The organism is Pseudomonas sp. S32, assembly GCF_016648095.1.
Classification (GTDB): Bacteria; Pseudomonadota; Gammaproteobacteria; order Pseudomonadales; family Pseudomonadaceae; genus Aquipseudomonas; species Aquipseudomonas parafulva.
Genome location: NZ_JACVVF010000002.1, coordinates 178025 through 199749, shown reverse-complemented (window position 1 = coordinate 199749; position 21725 = coordinate 178025). Strand labels below are relative to the sequence as shown.

Genomic DNA, 21725 nt, shown 5'->3' with positions numbered 1-21725 from the left:
CCGGAGTAGCCTTGATGAACAATGAGCCCGTAACACCGGCTGCAGGTGCACCGTTGCCGTTCGACCCTGCTTTTGAAAACATTCCTGAAGATGAAGCGCAAACCAGCCAGGAGCTGCAAGACACGCTACGCCAGATCATGGAGATCACGTTCAAAGACAATGGCCACGCCTACCGCAGCGTTCACGCCAAGGGCCATGGCCTGCTGCGGGGCACCATCACGGTCGCGCCGGGCCTGCCATCGCACCTGGCCCAGGGCGCCTTCGCCAAACCGGGGCGGTTCGATGCCTACCTGCGGTTCTCCACCAACCCTGGCGATATTCTGGATGACAAGGTGTCCACCCCACGCGGCCTGGCCTTGAAGATGGTCGGTGTGGACGGGCCGCGCCTGCCCGGCAGTGAGGGTGACACCACCCAGGATTTCGTGATGCAGAACGCCAAGGCGTTCACTGCCGCCACCCCCAAGGCCTTCCTGAAAACCCTCAAGATGCTGGCCAAGACAACCGATAAGGCGCCCGGTACCAAGAAAGCCCTCTCTGCCGTGCTGCGTGGTGCCGAGAAAGTTGTGGAAGCATTCGGCGGTGAAAGCGGCACGTTGAAGAGCCTCGGTGGGCATCCGCAGACGCACATCCTGGGTGAAAGCTTCAGCACCGTAGTGCCGATGTTGTACGGTCCCTATTACGCAAAGCTCGCCGTGGTGCCCGTGTCGGCCACGCTCACCGCACTAACCGACCAGCAGGTGGATTTGAGCGATGACCCGGATGGCCTGCGCCACGCCGTAGAGGCGTTTTTTGCAACGCAGGGCGGCGTATGGGAGTTGCAGGTGCAACTGGCGACCGATAGCGAAAAAATGCCTGTCGAAGACGCTTCGGTTCAGTGGCCGGAAGACCTCAGCCCTTACGTGACCGTAGCCCGGCTCGAAGTCGAGCCCCAGGCGGCCTGGAGTGAGGAAAAGGTGCGTGCCATGGACGACGGCATGGCATTCAGCCCCTGGCATGGCCTGGCTGCACACAGGCCGCTCGGCGGTGTGATGCGCGTCCGAAAGCCTGCCTATGACATGTCATCCGGCTTCCGTGCTGAACATAACCGTTGCCCCATCCATGAGCCGCGCCCGGAAAACCCGGGTGACCCCAAACCCTTTGTCTGAACCTACCAAGGAGATAACCCTGTGCAACCTAAAACTGCAGGTAACGAAGAAAAGGGCCCGAGCGATGTGCCCTATATCAATGACCCTTTGAAGCCTACCTCGCCCGCGTTGAATGATGCTGATGAAACTGACGCGGCAGAAGTGGACGAAGACATCGACGACGGCGAGTCACTGTAAGCGCGAAGAGGACGGATCAGCTGTCACTCAGCGCACCGGCCCATGGCACTGGTGCGCGAGTGATTAGCGTTAGGAATATCCCCGTATTAGGGGGAAACCCTCATTGCGAGTGCTGGCCTTGCCCCCTAGGATCAATGCCTTGGACATCCACCGAGGTAACCCGCCATGCAACCTGTGAATTCCGAAGATAAACGCCCAACCGCAGACCCGGCAGAAGACGGTGCGTTCTTTCCATCGCCGTATTCGTTGAGCCAATTTACGTCACCCAAATCTGACCTGAGTGGTGCGGACTACCCCACCCCTTACACGGGTGGGCGCTTGAAGGTGCTGGTGATCGGTGCTGATGAGCGCTACCTGCCCACTGACAATGGCACACTGTTCTCTACCGGCAATCACCCAGTCGAAACCTTGTTGCCGATGTATCACCTGGACAAAGCCGGGTTTGCCTTCGACATCGCGACGTTGTCGGGTAACGCGGTCAAGTTCGAGCACTGGGCGATGCCCGCGCAAGACGCCGAGGTGAAGGGCCTTTACAGCAAGTACCGTGATGCCTTCAGGCAGCCGCACAAGCTTGCCGACGTCCTGGAACAGGCGCTTGGCGAGCAGTCGGATTACATCGGTGTGTTCATACCAGGTGGTCACGGCGCGCTGATCGGCTTGCCCGAAAGCCCTGACGTGAAGCGTGTGCTCGAATGGGCCTTTGCCCAGGACAAGTTCATCATTTCGCTGTGCCACGGCCCGGCGGCATTTCTGGCGACAAGTGCCACCGAGGGTAGCGACGACTCGGTGTTCAAGGGCTACAAGATCTGCGCGTTCCCGGATGCGCTCGATGCCAAGACACCTGATATCGGCTACATGCCGGGCCACCTCACCTGGAAGTTCGGTGAGCGGCTCAAGGCCCTGGGTGTGGAGATCATCAATGATGACATCTCCGGGCTCGTCCATCAGGACCGTAAGCTGCTGACCGGTGACAGCCCGTTGGCAGGCAATGCCTTGGGCAAGCTGGCGGCGACCGCGTTGTTGAAGGAGGCCAACGGTCAATGACGCCCGCCGAGGCTGCATTTCGGGCGGTGCTCACGATGCAACAGGCCTCTGCGATGCCTGCCATTCAGGCGGCTGTGCGTGAGTTCGCACAGCCTCTGGGCTACGACCGATACGTGTTGTTTTCGGTATCTGTCACCGCTGAAGACCTTGTTGACCGTGTGTTCTGGGTAGAAGGCCAGTGGTGGGAGGATGGCCAGGAAGTGGATGCCAAGGCTTACGTGCGGCATTGTCCGGTCACCCGGCACATCCTTGAAGCGCGTGAAGCCTTCTTCTGGTCCAAGACCCATCAGGCAGGAACAGAGCGGTATCGGGTGGTCCGCCGCCCGGCAGGGCCAGGGCTGCAGGGTGTACAAGTGCCTGTATTCGGGCCTGCCGGGCTGGAGGGCGCCATGAGCCTGGGCGGTCAACGTGTATCGAGCGGTTCCGAAGCCTGCCTTGCCCTGGTCATTGTCGCCGAAGCGGCGTTCAGGGCCGCTCGCCGGCTGTCGATGGCACCGGCAACTTCGGCTGCAAGGCTGCTGACGGCCCGGGAACGTGAGGTGCTTACCTGGACGGCGGCCGGCAGCCGACAAGCCGATATTGCCATCAGCCTGGGCTTGTCGGAACGCACAGTGGAAAACCATTTGCGTTCTGCGCGTCGGCGGCTGGGGGTGGCTACGACCGCCCAGGCGATCAAGGTTGCGATTAGCAAGGGGGAACTGGTGCAAGACTGAGCTCCAACCCTCACTAACCGCCGGTGGCGGCTTCGCATCGGTGGCTGGCCGTTTGCAGCTCTGCTTCGAACGCATCCAGCCCCGCATAGATCAGCTGGAGGCTGCTGATCTGAGCCATCACTTGTTGTTTCTTGGCCGCGATCGCCTGGGCAGCGACCGACCACAGCAGCTCAAAATCATCTTGCCCCTGCAGGATGCCCTGCATTTCCTTGAGCTTGAAGCCGAGCTGCTGGGCGCACTTGATGAACTTCAGGCGCGCCACCGTTCGCGGGTCATAGACCCGATACCTGCCATGGCGCACGGGCGTTGGCAGCAGGCCGATGGCCTCGTAATGGCGGATGGTTTTGATCGTAGTGCCCGATAGCAGGGCGGCTTTGCCGATGTACATGAAGGTCCTTTTCAGCAAGGGTGCAACGCATCTTGGCACAGGGTTGGTCTGGCTGGAAATCTGGCCGTTGTCAGCGGCGGGCAAGGGTCTCTGCCTGCTTTAGCCAGGCTTCGCGGCGTGGCGCATTGGCAACCAGCACGGGGCCAAACGTCAGCGTTCTCAACGGTCGGATACCACAGAACTGCAAGGTAGTCTTGCGCAGCTGATGCAGCCCAGGCATGCGATATATCCAACGGTAATACCAGGGCGGCGTGTCCAGGGTTACCAGCAGGTCGGCAGTGCGGCCCTTGAGCAGCGGTTTGGGAAACGCCTTACCCGGCTGATAGCGGAATGCGAAGCCCGGCAGGAATACCCGGTCGATGAAGCCTTTCATCAGCGCCGGAATACCGCCCCACCAAATGGGGTAGACGAATACCAGGTGGTTGGCCCACAGCAAATCGGCCTGGGCCGTCAGCAGGTCAGGCTCCAGTGCCTGCACCTGTTTGTAGCCGTGGCGTAGGACGGGGTCGAACCTCAGGTCGCCCAAGGGCAGTACGCGTGATTCATGGCCCGCACCCTGGGCTGCCTCGGTGTACCGAGCGGCCAATGCTGCACAGAAGCTCTCGGCACAGGGGTGCCCCAGTATGATCAGTATCCGTTTACCCATTGCAGTGTTCACCCGCAGCAAAAGGCAGGACGGTAGCGCCTGCCCCATACGGGAGAGTCAACACCTGAACTCACACTGGCCAGGGCTACTTCAAATACTCTCCCGCACCACCAGCTGGCACGTCAGCAGGTTCAAGCGTGGTATATCGCCTTCGCCCGCCAGGGCGCCCAGGTGCTGCAACACCCGCTGCGCCGCCACCACACCGATTTCTCGCGAGGGTGGCCGTACGGTGGACAGGCTGGGCAACAGCATCTGCGCGAAGGCGTAGTCGCCAAAGCCCATGACCGCCACGTCTTCGGGTACCCGTAGCCCGGCGCGCTGGCTTGCGAGCAGGGCGCCTGCGGCCAGGTTGTCATTGGCGAACATGATCGCATCCGGGGCGGGAGTGCGGCGCATCAGCGCTTCCAGCGCCTGGCGGCCGGCTTCGAATGGCGCTGCGTCAGCGGGTGGGACGAACACCCAGGGTTCCAGGCCCGCTTCGAACAGCACCTGGGCATACCCGTCACGCCGCTCCAGGGCGCTGTAGTCGCCAGCGACGCTGTTCTGCACGAATGCGATGCGCTGGTAGCCTTTGTCCAGCAAGCAGCGGCATGCCAGTTGGCCCGCCTCGAAATGACGAAAACCCACCTGCAGCGCAGGGCGTTCAGGCACGTAATCCCAGATTTCAACCACGGGTCCGTCCGCTTCGGCCAGCATCTTTTCGGTAGCGGGGCTGTGGTAACGGCTGGTGACCACCAGTGCCGCTGGCGACCATCCCAGAAAGGCCCGCACCGCCTGTTCTTCCTGCTCTTGGCTGAAATAGCTTGAGGCCAGCAGTAACTGGTAGCCGAATGTACTCAGGGTATCGCTGAAGGCTTGCAGGGTATCGGCGAAAATCGGCCCGGAGATGTTCGGGATGACCAAAGCCACGATACGCCCGCGCGCGGAGGCGAGGCCGCCGGCCACCCGATTTGGCACATAGCCCATCTGCTGCACGGCAGCTTGGATCCGCTCGCGCAGCGGTTCGGAAACCTGCTCCGGCTGGTTGAAGTACCGCGAAACGGTGATCGACGACACCTTAGCCACTCGGGCGACTTCCGCCAGCGTGACGCGCCCGGCCCCGCGGCGCTTTCGAGTGGGTTCATTGGGCTTGTTCACGCTAACGCCCTGGCAACTGTGGCTAATAGAGGGCTCATGTTAGCGCTAACCAGAGCGCTTGAAGCAAATAGCCAAAAGGCATAAATGGCGCACTTTTCAGTATTTGACGTGCTATGCAGGCCGCTTGGATACTTGCTCTGTTAGCGCTAACAAGCGCTGCTGTTGGCAAGCGCCTGCCACTCGCACGAGCGAGACCAGACACCCACAGCTTCTCTTTCGTCTGGTTTATCAGGGCAGTGTGCATCATGCAGAAAAGCCGCAATCGGTCTTCTTTCAAACCCCCACGCAAACCCTTGGCTACGGCTGTGCTCCTGGCTGCCATAGGGCAGGGCGCCCAGGCAGAAGAGGCTGTGCAGCCTACTGCGCTGGGGGCCGTCACGGTTACAGCCACCCGCCGTGAGGCACCTCTGCAAAAGGTGCCGGTGGCCGTTTCGGTAGTGGAGGGCGAGCAACTGGAGCGGGATAACCGCAACAACGTCGCCAGCATCGTGCAGCAGGTACCCACCCTCAACTACCGGGCCGGCGCTTCCAACAAGGATACTTCGCTGTTCATCCGTGGCGTGGGCACCATTTCGACCTCACCCGGTGTAGAGCCCACGGTCGCCACGGTGGTCGATGGCGTGGTGTTCGGCCGCCCCGGCCAATCTACCCTCGACCTGCTTGACCTCGAACGTATCGAAGTGCTGCGTGGCCCGCAGGGCACACTGTTCGGCAAAAACGCATCGGCCGGCGTACTCAATGTGATCAGCAAGGCCATCCCGGAGCAGACCCAAGGGTATGTGGATTACGCTCATTTTGGTGGGGGCGACGAGAACCGCCTGCGCTTCGGCATTGGCGGGCGCTTCGATGAGCACCTGAAGGGCTCGCTGAGCACGTTGTGGGGCGGCTATGACGGCAACGTGGACAATGTTGCCAACGGCCACCGCGTCAATGGCTACACACGCAAGGGCGCACGCGGCAAGCTTGAATTCGAGCCGGACGAGGCGCTGCGCCTTACCCTGATCGCGGACTACATGAAAGGCGAAGATACCCTGCCCAGCGGTGTGGTCACCCGTGCGGGCAACGCCTTTGCCAGCCAGTTGCGGCCGGTGACCGCCAGTGCTCACAACCGTGACATCAACAGCGACTTCAAGACCCACGTCGAAGACGAAAACCAGGGCTTGTCTGCGCAGCTGGACTGGCAACTGGGCGACTTCACCCTGACCTCGATCAGTGCCTGGCGGGGCTGGAACAACACCCAGTACCAGGACGGTGACCGGCGCGCCTTGCTGCCGCTGACCGCCTCCCATGACAAGGGCACGGTCGATTACGACCAGTACAGCCAGGAATTTCGCCTGACCTCGCCCAAGGGCCAGTTCAATGAATATGTACTGGGCGCCTTCTACATGCACGGCAAGTCGCAGGAAACCTACCAGCGCCTGTCGGTGAATGGCGGCATCGCCAACCTTGGCCGCGCCAATTACGCTACCCGCAACGACAGCGTGGCGCTGTTCGGCGAGAACACCTTCAACTTTACCGACGACTTGCGCGCCATCTTCGGGCTGCGCTGGACCCACGATGACCTCGACTATGATCACCGCCGCGTGTCCACCTCGGCCACCGCTGTGACCGGTATCCAGCCCTCTACCGCCAGCAAAGGGTCGGTGGACGAGGACGGGTGGAGCGGGCGGACCGGGCTGCAGTACGATTTCAACGACAACCTGACCGGCTATGTCACCTATTCCCGGGGCTACAAAGGCCCGGCCTACAACGTGTTCTTCAACATGCAGCCGCGTGACACCCAGGCGCTCAAACCCGAAACCTCCGACGCCTACGAGATCGGCCTGAAGAGCACGGCGCTGGACAATCGCCTCACCGCCAACCTGGCTGTCTTCCACACCGATTACGACAACTACCAGGCGAACTTCTTCGACACCGTGGCCAACCAGGTGGTCACCCGGCTGGTCAACGCCGGCAAGGTCAAGACCCAGGGCGTAGAACTGGATGCCAGCCTGCAGGCCACCTCGCGCCTGAAGCTGTCGGCCGCCGTGGCCTACACCAAGGCGCGCGTCGATCATTTCAACTGCCCGCCAGGGGCAGCCGCCAACTGCAATATCGACGGCGGCCACCTGCCGTTCACCCCGGACTGGAAAACCTACCTGCGGGCTGACTACGTGATCCCGCTGGACAACGGCCTGGACGTGGAACTGAGCAGTGATTACAGCTGGCAGGACGCCGTGCAGTTCAGCCTCGACCAGAACCCGGACACGGTCCAGGGCGCGTATGGCATCTGGAATGCCAGCGTCGCCCTGGCCGACTACAACGCCGGCTGGCGCGTGGCGCTGCTGGGCAAGAACCTGGGCGACAAGTCGTACGCGCAGATGCTTTCCAGTGGCGGTGACTACATCTACCGCTCGGTGCCCCGGGACGACGGGCGCTACTTCGGCGTGCAACTGCGCAAGGACTTCTGAGCCTGCGGCTGCCGTATTTGTGTATTGAAGGAGAACCCCATGTCCCGTCAAATGAGCCTGGGCGCGTTTCTGATGGCTACCGGGCACCACATTGCCGCCTGGCGCCACCCGGAGGTGCCGGCGGACCCGCTGGACTTTGCCATCTACCGGCGCACGGCGCAGATCGCCGAAGCGGCGTGCTTCGACGCCCTGTTCGTCGCCGACAGCGTGGCAGCGCCCGCCGAACTCTGGGCGAGCCTTAGCGCCCGCTCGGTGCACTTCGAACCGTTGACCCTGCTGTCGGCGCTCAGCGCGGTCACCGAGCGCATCGGGCTGATCGCAACCGCCACCACCAGTTACAACGAGCCGTACCATGTGGCACGTAAATTCGCTTCGCTGGATCATTTGTCTGCGGGGCGTACCGGGTGGAACCTGGTGACTTCTGACGCGGCCGCCGAGGCTGGTAACTTCGGCCTTGAGGCGCATATTTCGCACGCCGAGCGCTACGCCCGTGCCCGTGAATTCCAGCAGGTAGTACAAGGCTTGTGGGACAGCTGGGCGGACGATGCCTTCGTGCGTGACAAAGCCAGCGGCCTCTTTCACCCGCCCCATGCGGTGCGCACGCTCGACCACGTCGGTGAGCACTTCCGTGTCAAAGGCCCGCTGAATGTGGCCCGCTCGCCACAGGGGCGGCCTGTACTGGTCCAGGCGGGTTCCTCAGAAGCCGGTCGCGCGTTGGCGGCACAGAGCGCCGAAGTGGTGTTCACCGCACAGCCCAGCCTGGAAAAGGCACGGGCGTTCTACGCCGACGTAAAAGGGCGACTGGCCAAGTACGGGCGGGATCCGAACGCCCTTAAGATCATGCCCGGTGTGTTCGTGGTAGTGGGGCAGAGCCAGGCACAAGCCGAAGACAAGTACCAAGCGTTTCAGGACCTGGTCGACCCCCGTGTCGGGGTGGGCCTGCTGGGGCGCATGCTGGGCAACTTCGACTTGTCCGGCTACCCGCTGGACGGCCCGCTACCACCGCTGCCGCCCACCGACAACGGCCAACGCAGCCGCCAGGCTTTACTGACCGAGCTGGCCGGCAGCGAGCAACTGACCTTGGCGCAGCTGGGCCGACGCATCGCTGGGGGGCGAGGGCACCACAGCGTGGTGGGCACGCCGTCGCAGATTGCCGATGAACTGCAGGCCTGGTTCGAAGGCAGTGCAGCCGATGGCTTCAACATACTGGTCCCCCACCTGCCGTTGGGGCTCGAAGACTTCGCCCTGCACGTGGTGCCCGAACTGCAGCGACGTGGCCTGTTCCGTCGCCACTATCAAGGCAAGACGCTGCGCGAGCATCTAGGCCTGCAACGCCCGGCCAACCCCCATTTTGTTTGACGAGAATCCCCATGAGCTATCACGCAAACCCCGACCGTTATGCACGCATGCCCTACCGCCGGGTAGGGCGCAGTGGCCTGGTGCTACCGGCCCTGTCACTGGGGCTGTGGCACAATTTTGGTGATGCCACGCCCATCAGCACCCAGCGCGCCTTGCTGCATACCGCCTTTGATGCCGGTATCAACCATTTTGACCTGGCCAACAACTACGGCCCGCCGTACGGCAGCGCCGAGGTGAATTTCGGCCGCCTGCTGCGCGAGGACCTGCGCAGCTACCGGGATGAACTGATCATCTCCAGCAAGGCCGGTTGGGACATGTGGCCCGGGCCGTACGGGCAGGGCGGCAGCTCGCGCAAATACCTGATCGCCAGCGTGGACCAGAGCCTGGCGCGTCTGGGGCTGGACTATGTGGATATTTTCTATTCCCACCGCTTCGATGCCGATACCCCGCTGGAAGAAACGGCCATTGCGCTGGCCGATATCGTGCGCCAGGGCAAAGCGTTGTACATCGGTATCTCGTCCTACTCGGCAGGCAAAACCGCCGAGATGGCAGCGCTGCTCGACACGCTCAAGGTGCCGCTGCTGATCCACCAGCCGTCCTACAACCTGTTCAACCGCTGGATAGAGCGCGACCTGCTCGACACCACAGCGGCCGTGGGTGCCGGGGTGATCGTGTTCACCGCGTTGGCCCAGGGGCTGCTCAGCGACAAGTACCTTGACGGCATCCCGGCCGATGCACGGGTCAACCGCGCAGGCGGCGGGTCGCTGCTGCCCCAGCATTTGTCCGAAGCCAACATCGCCCGTGCTCGCGCCCTGAATGCCATCGCCCACCAGCGTGGCCAGAGCCTGGCCCAGCTGGCATTGGCCTGGACCTTGCGCGACCCACGGGTGACCTCGGCACTGATCGGCGCCAGCCGGCCGGAACAGATCACCGAAAACGTCGCAGCCCTCGACAACCTGGCGTTCAGCGCCGAGGAGCTGGCGGCCATTGACCAGTACGCCGTTGAAGGCGGGATAAACCTCTGGGAAAAGCCCTCGACCGACTGGAAGGAATAAACCATGGCGCTTTTACGTGTTGCCCTGTTGCTGCTGGCAGCGCTGGCGGGTCTCGCCCATGCCGGCGACCCGCCCAGCCTGCGCATCGGTTATCAAAAGGGCTCGATCAGCCTGGTGCTGGCCAAGCAGCACCAGTTGCTGGAACAGCGCTTCCCGAACACTCAGGTCCAGTGGCTGGAGTTTCCCGCGGGGCCGCAGATGCTCGAGGCGCTGAACATTGGCAGCCTGGACATTGGCGCCACCGGTGACATACCTCCGATCTTCGCCCAGGCAGCAGGGGCCGACCTGCTGTACATCGGGGCTGAGCCGGCCAAACCCCAGGCCGAAGTGATCCTGGTGCCCAACGGCAGCCCGATTACCCAGGTGGCCGGGCTCAAGGGCAAGCGTATCGCCCTGCAAAAGGGGTCGAGTGCGCACAACCTGGTGCTGCGTGCGCTGGCAAAGGCAGGCTTGAGCATCCGCGACGTACAGTGGGTGTTCCTGGCCCCGGCTGACGCCCGCGCTGCCTTCGAGCGTGGCAGCGTGGATGCCTGGGCGATCTGGGACCCGTTCTATTCGGCCATGGAACTTGAGGGCAAGGCGCGGCTGCTGGCCGACGGGCAGGGGTTGGGCTTGAGTGGCCCCTTCATGCTGGGCGCCCGGGCCTATGTACAGGGCCACCCACGGTTCGTCGCGCAGGTGCTTGACGAAATCAGCCGTGCCGAGGCGCTGACCCGCAGCGACGAAGCCGGCAGCGTGCGGTTGCTGGCGGCGTTCATGGGCCTGCCGGAGGCGGTGGTGCAGCGCAGCTTCAGCCACCGGCCGCCATCACCGGTACTGCCGGTGAGTGACGCGGTGGCTGCGGCTCAGCAGAAAACGGCTGACCTGTTTTTCGAGCACAAACTGCTCCCGAAGCGGGTGCGGGTGGATGCATCGATTTGGCAAAGGCCATGAGGGATCGTGAGGCTCGCGGGTATTTCCAGTGTGGCTGTCGGAAAGTTCGGCGGTGCTCGCCTGCGATCAGCCCCAGAAAACCAGGTAGATCTTGCAGGCCACCATGATGACCAGCAAACCCAGCACCACCCGCGCTAACCAGGGTTTGCTGGGTGGTGCGCCGTCCGGGAAGTGGTCAGCGGGCGTTGCCGGCAGTACGCCTTTGCGTTGCAGGCGCATTTCATGCAAGCGCTGGCGCATGCCGCGATGGCGTTTGCTGTTGATCACCAGCAAACCCAGCAGGGCCAGTGCCAGCACCGCCAGTTGCCCTGGGCCGGCGTAGCGAGTGCCGAACAGGCTGGCGGCTACCAGCGCGGGCGCCAGCAGGCAAGGCACTACCAGCCAGATGCCCCAACGCAAACCCCGGATGAAGGCGAACTGACCTGTGCACAGCAGTAGCACCAAGCCCAGCAGTACTGCCATGGTGTAGTTCCCGCTGTCAGGCACACCACGCAGATAACTGTGTTGCCAGAGCGCGATGCCGCTTCCTGACGCCAGCGCACAGAGCAAGAAGCCGCCCGCAAAGCTTGGGAAAAACCGCGCCATGAACGCGTCGAATTGGCCGCCGCTCAGTCGCCTTGGGTGTTTCATCGCAACACTCCTTGTCAGTGATTCAGGCTGTCATTGCCTTGATGCAGGGCGCGAACAATAGCAGATTATGCGTTTGTACCCGAAACCGCTGCGGCACTGCCAAAGACGCTCAGCCTGATGCCGAGACAAGTCACGCGCTGGCGGGCAAGAGGATCACAAAATTCTTTTTCATGTCTTCGAGCACAGTCCATTTGCCCTTGGCGCCTGGTTCGATAATGAACGTGTCGCCAGCGGCGAGTGTGACCGGGGCGCAACCCTCGAGCTCGATGACGCAGCGCCCACCCAGAACGTGGCAGAACTCCCAGACTTTGTAGTCGATGCGCCAGGCGCCGATGCTGGCTTCCCACTCCCCGGAAATGCGGCCTTGCTGCTCATCGTGATAGTACTTGGAGGTCAGCGTGTGGGGGTCACCTTCCAGGACTTCTTCGAAAAAGGGAAGGTCGCGCACCGGTTGGATATCCAGGTCGCGGAATACGGTCAGCGTCTTGTTCATCATTATTTCTCGAGCAGGTTGTGGGTAGGGCGATACATCAAGTAGGCGTCACCGGTGACGCCCAGCATCGGGTGCGCAACGATCTGGCAGGTTTTAACAACCTGGAAGCCATGGCGTTCATAGAACCGGCGTGCGCCGTGGTTTTCGGCATAATCGATCAGGCATAGCCCCTCCAGCCCGGCATCATCGGCGCGCTGCTGGGCATGGCGAAGAAACTGCACGCCAAGCCCCTGGCCGCGCCAGGCCTCATCCAGGGCGAGGCTGGAGATGTACAAGGTGTTGGGTACTTCCATGTCGGCATAAGGCGCAAGCACCGGGTCGGTCTCGACATGCCCGTCGGGCGTGGCGTGCAAGGCGTAGCTGTGCATCATACCGATGACGCGCCCTGCGTCGGTGGCCATCAGGCAGTTCTTGTAGGAGAAGTCGCCCTGCTCCCGGGCATAGCGGGCCGCACCGACACTGAGCAGTGCTTCACCCGGTGCGGCGAGCTTGCTCCATATGTAATCGGCCATGCCCTCTGAGGTCAGTTGAAAGAAGCGCGCGATATCGTGCGCATCCGAGGCTTGAGCGGGTCTGAATTCGATGGGCATGCAAGGTGCTTCCGTGGCATCGGGTGGTTAGTTTCTAAAGGGTTACGCCTTTGGCAAGGTGGCAGATTAGGAGGTTGGAAACGTTGCCATCATGCTCTGGGCGAACACTGTCAACACAGGGTGCGACGTTGCCTTCCTGCTCCGACCTTTACCTGGGATGCCTTCAAGGGTGTACAGAATGGCGTGTCTATTTTTGACAAGGGCACGTCCTCTCAAGGCGATAGAGGCCCCTCTTGGCGGGCCATAATTCACATAACGGCTTACTGCGCGCTACCGGTAAGCCGCTGCACTATCTGCGAGTAAGCAGCCTCGTCTCATAATTCCAACGCTGCAGCGCCCCGCACCGGCCCGCCGGTAGCACCTCATAACTATAAATTTCCAATCACACTCAACGCCGCGCTGCGACTGTGCGGATTGCGTTCGCGCACCTTTTGAGACGACTGCCATGATCGCTACTTCTGTTTCTGCGGCCGGTGTTGCCCCCGGTCATCGTAATGCACTGCTCTGGGCGCATATCGCTGCCTTGCTGTTCGGCCTTACCGGTATCCTCGGGGCGTTGATCCTGGCAGACGCCAGTATCATCACCTTTGGCCGGGCGACCTTTGCCTTCATTGCGCTGGGTTTCGTTGCGGGCCTTAAAGGGACGCGTCTACTCGACGCCCTGACCTGGCGCAACGTGCCCGTGCTTGGCCTTACCGGCACGTTGTTGGCAGCACACTGGGTGACATTCTTCATCGCTGTAAAGGTCGGAGGGGTAGCGGTAGCCACGCTCGGTTTCGCCAGCTTCCCGGCCTTCATTGCCCTCATCGATCTGCTGTTCTTCCGCGAACGCATCAGCCGTAGCGAAGGGCTTTTACTGCTGATGGTAACGGCTGGCCTGGTACTGGTGGTGCCTACGTTCGACCTGCTCAACGAGGGTACTGTCGGGCTGATCTGGGGGCTGGGCTCGGGCGTTTCATTTGCGTTGCTGGCAGTGGTGAACCGGCGGCACACCACGCACATGAAAGCCTTGCAGGTGGCGTTCTGGCAGAACGTTGTGGTTGCCCTGCTGATGGTGCCGTTCGCGTTTGATCATCTGCCGGCTACCGGTCTGCATGCACAGGACTGGATGTACCTGGCGCTGCTCGGCGTGTTCTGCACCGGGCTTTCGCAGTTTCTCTTCGTCAAGAGTCTGGAGGGTTTGCAAGCGCGTACCGCGGGCATGATCATCGCCCTGGAGCCCGTTTACGCCATCCTTGGCGCGTGGTGGCTGTTCGAGGATGAGCCATCGCTGCGCATGGCTGCAGGGGCATTGTTGGTTGTTCTGGCAACGGTACTCGGTGCGCGCTGCAAGCCTACCCCCCATTGACGCCGCGAACCGGACACTGAGCCCGGGTGTGCTGTTGATGGAGCCGGGGCTCACTTCACTTCACGCTGCATGCTTTTAATGCACCCAAAGCGTTTCTCCTTGGAAGGGCTGTAGCCGAAGAATGCCGTATAGCATTTGCTGAAATGGCTCGCTGAAACGAAGCCGCAGGCGATCGCCACACTCAGTAGTGGCAGCTCTGAGTACTGCAGCAGGCGGCGGCTTTCGGTAATGCGCAGCTCCATATAGTACCGAACAGGGGTAGTGCCCAGTTGGTGCTGAAACAGGCGGCCTATCTGCCGCTTCGAACGGCCTACATAGCTGGCCAGCTGATCCTGGCTCAAGGGCTCTTCAAGGTTGGCGCTCATCAGGTTGATGGCCTCGCGCAAAGGCTCGCTGATGTTCGCATGGGGAGCCGGGCTGGAGCGGCGGTAGCGCGACGCCTCAAAAGCCAGGATCGCGGTGATGCCGTCGGTGAGTTGCGTACCCCGTTTCGTGCCCAGCCATTCGAGCACCATATTGAACGCGCCGGCAGGGCTGGCAGCGCTCAAGCGGTCCCGGTCCACCACGAAGCTCTCGGAGCTGACATGGCTGCGCGGCGCTGTCTCGGCCACTGTGGCTCGGTGCTCGGGGTGCACGGTGCAGCGGTAGCCATCCAGCAGCCCGGCTTGGCTCATGAACCATGCACCATTCCAAAGCCCTGCAAGTGCAACGCCTTTGTGCGCGAGCGCCTGCAGCCAGCCCGTCAATTGCACCGAAGCGACCAGTGGGGTGCGCAACCCTGCGCAGATCACCAGTAAGTCGAGTGGCTGCTGAAGGGCTGCGGTGATGGCTGCTGCGGGGCAGATCACAATGCCCAGGTCGCTGGTGACGGCGGCCCCATCAACACTGAAGGTGCTGCTGGCGCAACTTCCGGGCTGGATCAGGTTGGCGGTGACGAGTGTATCCAGCGCCTGCGTGAATGCAGGAAGGGAAAAGTGCTCAAGCAGCAGGAAGCCAACCTGCGTCTGCTGCCTGACACCAGCATCGACCGATGGCGTGAAGCGTGAGTTGTGACCGCTGAGGGTATTGCTGAAGTTGCGCGTCGGGTTCACGGCGGATTTCTCGAATATTCAAGGCGGGTTAAACGCACTGGCAGAGGGTGCTAGGGCAGGCAGCGGCTAATGTATACCAAAGATAGACAATGAATACAGTAGATGGGTATCGAGCCTGCGGCGGTATTTAAAACGTGGGTATCCGGTGGCGTTCAGGCGTAAATAGACATGATTGAGTCGCTAACAGACGTGCCGTGCGCGTGCGGCTGTGAGCGGTATCGAAAGCAGAAAAATATCTGTAGACACACTGTCTAACGCTGCCTATATTCAGTATACAGACTGTAGACATAGCGCCATCGCACGACCTCCGTGAGCTTCGAAAACCTGGGCCGTATAGGCTCGGTTCACCGATTGCCACGTGATCGCGAGGCGGGATGAGGAACAGGCGCTAACAACAACAACTGGTTCCTGAAATGATAAAAATAAGTTCGTTGCCCGCTGACGACACAACATGCGGCTGGTACCACCTCAGTAAAGGGCGGCAGATCAAGCCCCCGCATACCGGCCACACCCATGCTCGCTGGGTGGTGGTGGGTGCTGGCTTTACGGGCCTGGCCGCTGCTCGGCAATTGGCATTGCACTTTCCGGACGACCAGGTCGTTCTGCTGGAGGCCCAGGAGGTGGGCTACGGCTCGTCTGGCCGTAACGCCGGCTTTGCAATCGACCTGCCGCACGATATTGGCGCCGAAGACTACATCGGTGACATTGGCATTGCCCGTACCACCCTCAAGCTCAATATCAGTGGCCAGTCGTTGCTCAAGGACCTGGTGGAGCGTTACCAGATCGACTGCCAGATGAAGCATTGCGGCAAATACCAGGCAGCCGTCGAGCCGCGCGGTATTGCGGTGCTGGAAGCGTATCGACGGGGCCTGGACAAACTCGAACAGCCCTATCAGATGATCGAGGCGGATGAGTTGCCTGAGCACATCGGCACCCACTTCTATCGCAAGGCGCTGTTCACGCCGGGTACCTCGCTGGTGCAACCCTCGGCACTGGTCAAAGGCCTGGCAGATCACCTGCCCGCCAACGTCACGTTGTACGAACACACGCCGATCACCGACGTCGCCTATGGCGCTCAGACCGTGCTCAAGCATGCCAACGGCTCGATCACCGCCAACAAGCTGGTGCTCACTACCAATGCCTTTGGCATGAGCTTCGGGTTCCTGAAAGGGCGCATGTTGCCGGTGTTCACCTACGCCAGCCTGACCCGGGTAATGACCGATGAGGAACAAGCGCGCCTGGGCGGCAAGCCTTACTGGGGCGTGATCCCTGCAGACCCATTCGGCACCACGGTGCGGCGTACGCCGGACAACCGCCTGCTCATTCGTAACAGCTTCAGTTTCAACCCGGATGGCCGTGCAAACCGCAAGTTCATCGACAGGTTCGCGGCCCGTCATCGCGACGCCTTCACGCGTCGTTTCCCGATGTTGCCCAACATGCCGTTCGAATACACCTGGGGCGGCGCCTTGGCCATGTCGCGTAACCACATGGGGTTTTTCGGCGAACTGGCGCCAAACGTGTACGGCGCCCTGTGCTGCAACGGCCTGGGTGTGACCCGGGGCACGGCCACCGGAAAACTGTTGGCCGACTGGCTGGCGGGGGAGCACAACGAGCTCATCGACTTCGTGCGCAAGACGCCCGGGCCCAATGCCAACCCGCCCGCACCCCTCATGTCGCTGGGCTTGAACATGAACCTCAGGTGGGGGCAATACCGGGCGGGCAAGGAGAGCTGAGCCCTTTCAACGCCTTGAATGCCGTGGCCGGCCTTGGCCGCTGGCTGAACAGGTCGGCACTACAGCGGTAGCAGGAGAAAATAATGACAAACTCTGATGTATCGATTGAAGACGTTCCTATCAGCCGCTTTCACCAGTTGCTGACGGTCAGGTCCGGCGGCGGTTCGTTCGTGGACGGCTATGTGCTGAGCATTATTGGCGTGGCTATGTCACAGATGTCCGTGGGCCTGGGGCTGACCAGTTTCTGGCAGGGCATGATTGCGGCCTCCGCCCTGATGGGTATTTTCTTCGGCGGGTTTTGCGGCGGGTGGTTGACTGACCGGTTTGGTCGCAAACGGGTCTTTTTCGTCGGGCCCACCTTTTTCATCCTGGCGTCGTTGGCCCAGCTTTGGGTGGACTCGGCGCTCGCGCTGTTCCTTTTGCGCTTCGCGATCGGCATTGCAGTCGGGATTGAGTACCCGGTGGCAACTTCGCTGTTGGTGGAGTTTTTGCCCAAGAAAAGCCGTGGCCCACGCCTGGCGACCCTGACGGTGCTGTGGTTCGCTGGCGCCGCAACGGCCTACATGACCGGTGAGGCCATTCTGCTGCAGGGTGGGGATGATGCGTGGCGCCTGGTGCTGGCCAGTGCCGCCGTGGTCGGCGCCGTGTTGTTTGCGCTACGCCTGGGCACCCCCGAATCACCGCGGTGGTTGATCAGCAAAGGCAGAACCGCAGAGGCCGAGCAGGTCATCAAAAAGGTGTATGGCGAGGCGTTCTCGCTGCGCAACCTGCCCGAAGAGCCCAAGACCCGCAAGCTCTCGTTCCTCAGCCTGCTGCACTCGGGTTACGGCAAGCGCATGTTGTTCGTCACGATGTTCTGGACCTGCTCGGTGATCCCGGTATTCGCGGTTTATGCATTCGCGCCGAAGGTGTTGGGTGCGCTCAACCTCAAAGGGGAGTGGGCGTCGATAGGCTCTGTGGCCATCACCAGCCTGTTCGTGGTCGGGTGCATCATCGCCACCCGTTTGCTCAACACCTTGGGCCGACGCACCACACTGCTGCACAGCTTTCTGTGGTCGGGCCTGGCGCTGCTTGGCCTGGGTGCCTGCAGTGCCGGCTCCGAGATGCTGATTTTGGTGCTGTTCGGTGCGTACGCCTTGTTCATTGGTGGCGCCCAGGTACTGCAACTGGTCTACCCCAACGAGTTGTTCCCGACCGAGATCCGCGCTGGCGCAGTCGGCGTGGGTACCTCCCTGTCTCGCGTAGGGGCGGCGGTGGGCACCTGGCTCGTGCCAATTGGCCTCGACACCTATGGCATCGGCGCAACGATGTACGCAGCGGCGGGGGTTACGTTCATCGGCCTGGCGTTCTCGTACGTACTGGCGCCTGAGACACGCTCCATGAACCTGCAGCAGGCGGCCTCACTCGCTTGACCCAGCCAAGCCGCGGCGTGCGTGCGTCGTGGTTTTAATCCAACGACATACTGGAGATATACCGTGAAGTTCGAAGGCATCTACACACCTGCAGTGACCCCGTTGTCGGCCGACGGCTCGATTGACAAAGCGGCCTTTGCCGACGTTCTCGAATACCTGGTCGATTCGAAGGTGCACGGGGTCATCATCGGCGGTTCAACCGGCGAGTACTATGCCCACACCTCCCAAGAGCGCGTTGAACTGGCCGCACAGGCCAAGGACGTGCTTAACGGCCGCCTGCCATTGATCGTTGGCACCGGCGGCATCCGCACCGAAGACGCCGTGGCCTTCGCCCAGCACGCCAGGGACATCAAGGCCGATGCACTGCTGGTGGGCACCCCGCCGTACGCACTGCCGACCCAGCAGGAAATCGCCCTGCACGTCAAAGCGGTCGATGCAGCTGCCGGCCTCCCGATCATGCTGTACAACTACCCAGGCCGCATGAGCGTGAGCATGGGCGAAGCGTTCTTCGACGCCGTTGCTGACGTGAAAAACATCGTCGCCATCAAGGAAAGCTCAGGTGACATGGCCCAGTTGCACCGCCTGGCCATCAAGCGCCCGAACATCCAGCTGTCCTGCGGCTGGGACGATCAGGCCCTGGAATTTTTCGCCTGGGGCGCCAGGAGCTGGGTCTGCGCCGGTTCCAACTTCATCCCGCGCGAGCACGTGGCCCTGTACGAGGCCTGCGTGATCGAGAAGAACTTCGACAAGGGCCGCAAGATCATGACCGCGATGATGCCGCTGATGGACTTCCTCGAAGGAGGCAAGTTCGTCCAGGCCATCAAGTACGGCGTTGCCCTCAATGGCCTGAATACCGGCGGTGTGCGCAAACCGTTGTCCGACCTGGATGCCGCCGAGAAAGACACGCTCAAGCAGGTTGTAGCTGAACTGAAAGCCACCATCGCCCAGATCAACTAAGGAGCCTTGAACATGGCTGACTTGCTGAGCAAGGATCAATACGCGGCCATCGCCGCCGACCTGCAACTGCGCACCCAGGCGTTCATTGACGGTGAATTCCGCGACGCGATCTCGGGTAATACCTTCGTCACCACCAACCCGGCTACCGGCGAGCAGTTGGCCGAGGTCGCAGCCTGCGATGTCAACGACGTCAACGTCGCCGTGGCCGCAGCCAAACGTGTGTTCGAGCAGGGCACCTGGTCGAAGATGCAGCCGAACGACCGCAAGCATGTGTTGCAGAAGTTCGCCCAGCTGCTCGAAGACAACGCCCACGAGTTGGCAGTGCTGGAAGCGCTGGACAGTGGCAAGCCGGTCAGCGAGTGCCAGACCGTCGACGTGCCGGAGACCATCCACACTGTCCGCTGGCACGCCGAACTGATCGACAAGATCTACGACGCTACCGCCCCGACCGGCAATGCGGCAGTGACCCTGGTGGTGCGCGAAGCCATCGGCGTGGTCGGCCTGGTGCTGCCGTGGAACTTCCCGCTGCTGATGCTGGCCTGGAAGATCGCCCCATCCCTGGCTGCCGGGTGCTCGGTAGTGGTCAAGCCCGCCAAGGAAACCACCCTCAGCGCCTTGCGCGTGGCGGAGCTGGCCCATGAGGCGGGCATTCCTGCTGGGGTGTTCAACCTGGTGCCTGGCGGCGGCCGCGAAGTGGGCGAAGCCATTGGCCGCCACATGGATATCCCGATGGTGAGCTTTACTGGCTCCACCGATACGGGGCGGCTGTTCCTCAAATATGCCGCAGAGTCCAACCTCAAACGCATCGTCCTGGAGCTGGGTGGCAAGAACCCGGCGGTGGTCATGAACGACTGCGAAGACCTGGATGAAGTGGCCCAGTTCGTCACTGCCGGCGCGTTCTGGAACATGGGCGAGAACTGCTCGGCGTCCTCGCGCCTGATCGTGCACAAGGACGTGAAGGATGAGCTGCTGGCGCTGATCGGCAAGCACCTGCAAGCGTGGAAACTGGGCGACCCGCTCGACCCGGAAAACCGCCTGGGGGCGATGGTCAGCAAATCGCATTTCGAGAAGGTCAAGTCCTACCTGGACTACGCCAACGAGCACAAGCTCAACGTGGTGCAGGGTGGCCATACCGAGGGCGGCCTGCGCGTGCAGCCGACCATCGTGGATGGCGTTACCCGCGACAGCAAACTGTTCGTAGAGGAAATCTTTGGCCCGGTGCTGAGTGTGACCAGTTTCGAAACCCTCGACGAGGCGATCGAACTGGCCAACGATACCGTTTACGGCCTCGCAGCGTCGGCGTACACCGGCAGCCTGCGCAATGCGCTGCGCCTCTCGCGTGAAATTCGTGCCGGCGTGGTGACCGTGAACTGCTTTGGCGAAGGTGACGTAAGCACGCCTTTCGGTGGCTACAAGGAGTCTGGTTTTGGTGGGCGCGACAAGTCCATCTGGGCCCATGACCAATACACGGAGTTGAAGACCATCTGGATCAACGCTTCGTGATCCGAGCAGTCGCGTTGCTGTTCTGACGGCGTTCGGCACGCAACTGGCCACTGCCCCTTGGGGCAGTGGTTTTTTGGTTGGAGCCCAGGCGCCGACATCAGTAAGCCAAGGCGACCTCAACACCGCTGGGTGCAGTGTATTCGGCCATCCGCCTGCGGGAGAGCTCCCAGTGGGCCTGGACGATCTGAGTAGCAGCCTGCGGGTCGCGGCGTTCGATGGCGTCGATCATCTGGTCGTGCTGGTCGCAGGCCAGTTCAAGGTCGCGTTGCATGTCATCGGTGGTGGGGTGGCGGTAGAAGATCCGCCCGAGGCGCGCGTGATCAATCAGCAACCGGCGCAGGCTGGGCATCAGGTACTCGTTGTGCGCCATCTTGCCAATCTCGAGATGGAACGCGTCGTTGAGGATGACGCGGTTTTCAACGTCTTTACTGTCGATCGCCTGGCGAAACTGCTGCTGGATACGCTTGAGCTGTTCGATCTCCGCGTCGCTGGCGTGCAGCGCAGCCAGTTGGGTGGTGGCGATGTAGATAAGCGGTGCTGCAAGAAAGAAACTTCGCAGGGAGTCGTGGTTCATCGCTGCGACCCGCGGGGCGCGGTTGGTTTCCAGCTCGATGTAGCCCTCCGCTGCGATCTGACGTAGCAACTCGCGCACCGGCGGCCTGGACAGGCCGAATTCATTGCCAAGGGCGATCTCGTCGACGACCGCGCCAGGCGCAAGCTCCATATTCAGGATGCGGCGACGGAGTGCCTCGCTCAATACCACTTTGCGATCAATCGGGATATCCGTGGCCTTCGGCGCATTCATGGAAGACTTCTTGTTGGTCATGAGGTTGTCTACGGTTTGGATAAGGGCTTTAGAAGGTGATTAGACAGTAAGCCTACACACAGTCATGAAGGTTTTTCGCCGTCAGTCTACGGTAT

The 21725-nt window shown here is 61.7% G+C and carries 21 protein-coding genes; 13 read left to right on the top strand and 8 right to left on the bottom strand.

Annotated elements, in window-relative coordinates:
* Positions 1 to 14: 14 nt before the first annotated feature.
* The 4 genes from IAE38_RS01965 to IAE38_RS01950 all read left to right on the top strand — a co-directional run bounded on the left by IAE38_RS01965 (position 15) and on the right by IAE38_RS01950 (position 3079).
* Positions 15 to 1145: a catalase family protein gene (locus IAE38_RS01965; RefSeq protein ID WP_201215521.1), complete on the top strand. Its 1131-nt coding sequence runs from the start codon at positions 15 to 17 to the stop codon at positions 1143 to 1145.
* Between the two features lie 21 nt (positions 1146 to 1166).
* A complete protein-coding gene (locus tag IAE38_RS01960) occupies positions 1167 to 1322 on the top strand; it encodes a hypothetical protein (protein ID WP_169338818.1) in 156 nt (51 codons plus the stop codon).
* Between the two features lie 165 nt (positions 1323 to 1487).
* Positions 1488 to 2366, top strand: coding sequence for a glyoxalase III HchA (gene hchA, locus IAE38_RS01955; protein WP_201163183.1), 879 nt, complete (start codon positions 1488 to 1490; stop codon positions 2364 to 2366).
* A complete protein-coding gene (locus IAE38_RS01950; RefSeq protein WP_201215520.1) occupies positions 2363 to 3079 on the top strand; it encodes a PA1136 family autoinducer-binding transcriptional regulator in 717 nt (238 codons plus the stop codon). Before hchA ends, IAE38_RS01950 begins: the two co-directional genes overlap by 4 nt.
* Before the next feature lie 13 nt (positions 3080 to 3092).
* Here IAE38_RS01950 and IAE38_RS01945 read toward each other — a convergent pair whose 3' ends face one another.
* The 3 genes from IAE38_RS01945 to IAE38_RS01935 form a co-directional block, all read right to left on the bottom strand.
* Positions 3093 to 3467, bottom strand: a complete 375-nt coding sequence (locus IAE38_RS01945) for a MerR family transcriptional regulator (protein WP_201163182.1) — start codon at positions 3465 to 3467, stop codon at positions 3093 to 3095.
* A gap of 70 nt (positions 3468 to 3537) precedes the next feature.
* Complete coding sequence (locus IAE38_RS01940) at positions 3538 to 4113, bottom strand: NAD(P)H-dependent oxidoreductase (RefSeq protein ID WP_201163181.1); 576 nt, start codon at positions 4111 to 4113, stop codon at positions 3538 to 3540.
* A gap of 90 nt (positions 4114 to 4203) precedes the next feature.
* Complete coding sequence (locus IAE38_RS01935; RefSeq protein WP_201215518.1) at positions 4204 to 5250, bottom strand: LacI family DNA-binding transcriptional regulator; 1047 nt, start codon at positions 5248 to 5250, stop codon at positions 4204 to 4206.
* Positions 5251 to 5495: 245 nt separating this feature from the next.
* Between IAE38_RS01935 and IAE38_RS01930 the strand changes: the two genes are divergently transcribed.
* Genes IAE38_RS01930 through IAE38_RS01915 form a run of 4 tightly spaced genes read left to right on the top strand, consistent with a single transcriptional unit; the run spans position 5496 to position 11047 of the window.
* Positions 5496 to 7700: a TonB-dependent receptor gene (locus tag IAE38_RS01930; protein WP_201215517.1), complete on the top strand. Its 2205-nt coding sequence runs from the start codon at positions 5496 to 5498 to the stop codon at positions 7698 to 7700.
* 39 nt (positions 7701 to 7739) lie between these two features.
* Positions 7740 to 9059 (top strand): LLM class flavin-dependent oxidoreductase, encoded by a 1320-nt coding sequence (locus IAE38_RS01925; RefSeq protein ID WP_201215515.1) that lies wholly within the window; start codon positions 7740 to 7742, stop codon positions 9057 to 9059.
* Between the two features lie 11 nt (positions 9060 to 9070).
* The gene (gene mgrA / locus IAE38_RS01920) at positions 9071 to 10114 is read left to right on the top strand and encodes an L-glyceraldehyde 3-phosphate reductase (protein ID WP_201215513.1); all 1044 of its coding nucleotides are present in this window, start codon (positions 9071 to 9073) and stop codon (positions 10112 to 10114) included.
* 3 nt (positions 10115 to 10117) lie between these two features.
* A complete protein-coding gene (locus tag IAE38_RS01915; RefSeq protein WP_201215512.1) occupies positions 10118 to 11047 on the top strand; it encodes an aliphatic sulfonate ABC transporter substrate-binding protein in 930 nt (309 codons plus the stop codon).
* Between the two features lie 66 nt (positions 11048 to 11113).
* Here IAE38_RS01915 and IAE38_RS01910 read toward each other — a convergent pair whose 3' ends face one another.
* The 3 genes from IAE38_RS01910 to IAE38_RS01900 all read right to left on the bottom strand — a co-directional run bounded on the left by IAE38_RS01910 (position 11114) and on the right by IAE38_RS01900 (position 12760).
* A complete protein-coding gene (locus IAE38_RS01910; RefSeq protein WP_201215510.1) occupies positions 11114 to 11677 on the bottom strand; it encodes a hypothetical protein in 564 nt (187 codons plus the stop codon).
* 130 nt (positions 11678 to 11807) lie between these two features.
* Positions 11808 to 12170 (bottom strand): cupin domain-containing protein, encoded by a 363-nt coding sequence (locus tag IAE38_RS01905; protein ID WP_201163174.1) that lies wholly within the window; start codon positions 12168 to 12170, stop codon positions 11808 to 11810.
* 2 nt (positions 12171 to 12172) lie between these two features.
* The gene (locus IAE38_RS01900; protein WP_201215508.1) at positions 12173 to 12760 is read right to left on the bottom strand and encodes a GNAT family N-acetyltransferase; all 588 of its coding nucleotides are present in this window, start codon (positions 12758 to 12760) and stop codon (positions 12173 to 12175) included.
* Between the two features lie 445 nt (positions 12761 to 13205).
* On the opposite strand from IAE38_RS01900, the gene IAE38_RS01895 reads away from it, so the two are divergent.
* On the top strand, positions 13206 to 14108 hold the full coding sequence (locus IAE38_RS01895) for a DMT family transporter (protein WP_201163172.1): 903 nt from the start codon (positions 13206 to 13208) through the stop codon (positions 14106 to 14108).
* Positions 14109 to 14158: 50 nt separating this feature from the next.
* Here IAE38_RS01895 and IAE38_RS01890 read toward each other — a convergent pair whose 3' ends face one another.
* The gene (locus IAE38_RS01890; RefSeq protein ID WP_201215507.1) at positions 14159 to 15199 is read right to left on the bottom strand and encodes a GlxA family transcriptional regulator; all 1041 of its coding nucleotides are present in this window, start codon (positions 15197 to 15199) and stop codon (positions 14159 to 14161) included.
* Positions 15200 to 15612: 413 nt separating this feature from the next.
* On the opposite strand from IAE38_RS01890, the gene IAE38_RS01880 reads away from it, so the two are divergent.
* The 4 genes from IAE38_RS01880 to IAE38_RS01865 all read left to right on the top strand — a co-directional run bounded on the left by IAE38_RS01880 (position 15613) and on the right by IAE38_RS01865 (position 20804).
* A complete protein-coding gene (locus IAE38_RS01880) occupies positions 15613 to 16932 on the top strand; it encodes an NAD(P)/FAD-dependent oxidoreductase (protein WP_201163170.1) in 1320 nt (439 codons plus the stop codon).
* 83 nt (positions 16933 to 17015) lie between these two features.
* Entirely contained in the window at positions 17016 to 18344 is a 1329-nt protein-coding gene (locus IAE38_RS01875) for an MFS transporter (protein ID WP_201215505.1), read from the top strand.
* Between the two features lie 63 nt (positions 18345 to 18407).
* Entirely contained in the window at positions 18408 to 19301 is an 894-nt protein-coding gene (locus IAE38_RS01870) for a dihydrodipicolinate synthase family protein (RefSeq protein ID WP_201215504.1), read from the top strand.
* 12 nt (positions 19302 to 19313) lie between these two features.
* Complete coding sequence (locus IAE38_RS01865; RefSeq protein ID WP_201215503.1) at positions 19314 to 20804, top strand: aldehyde dehydrogenase; 1491 nt, start codon at positions 19314 to 19316, stop codon at positions 20802 to 20804.
* Between the two features lie 97 nt (positions 20805 to 20901).
* Here IAE38_RS01865 and IAE38_RS01860 read toward each other — a convergent pair whose 3' ends face one another.
* Positions 20902 to 21609, bottom strand: coding sequence for a GntR family transcriptional regulator (locus IAE38_RS01860; RefSeq protein ID WP_028634259.1), 708 nt, complete (start codon positions 21607 to 21609; stop codon positions 20902 to 20904).
* Positions 21610 to 21725: the final 116 nt, after the last annotated feature.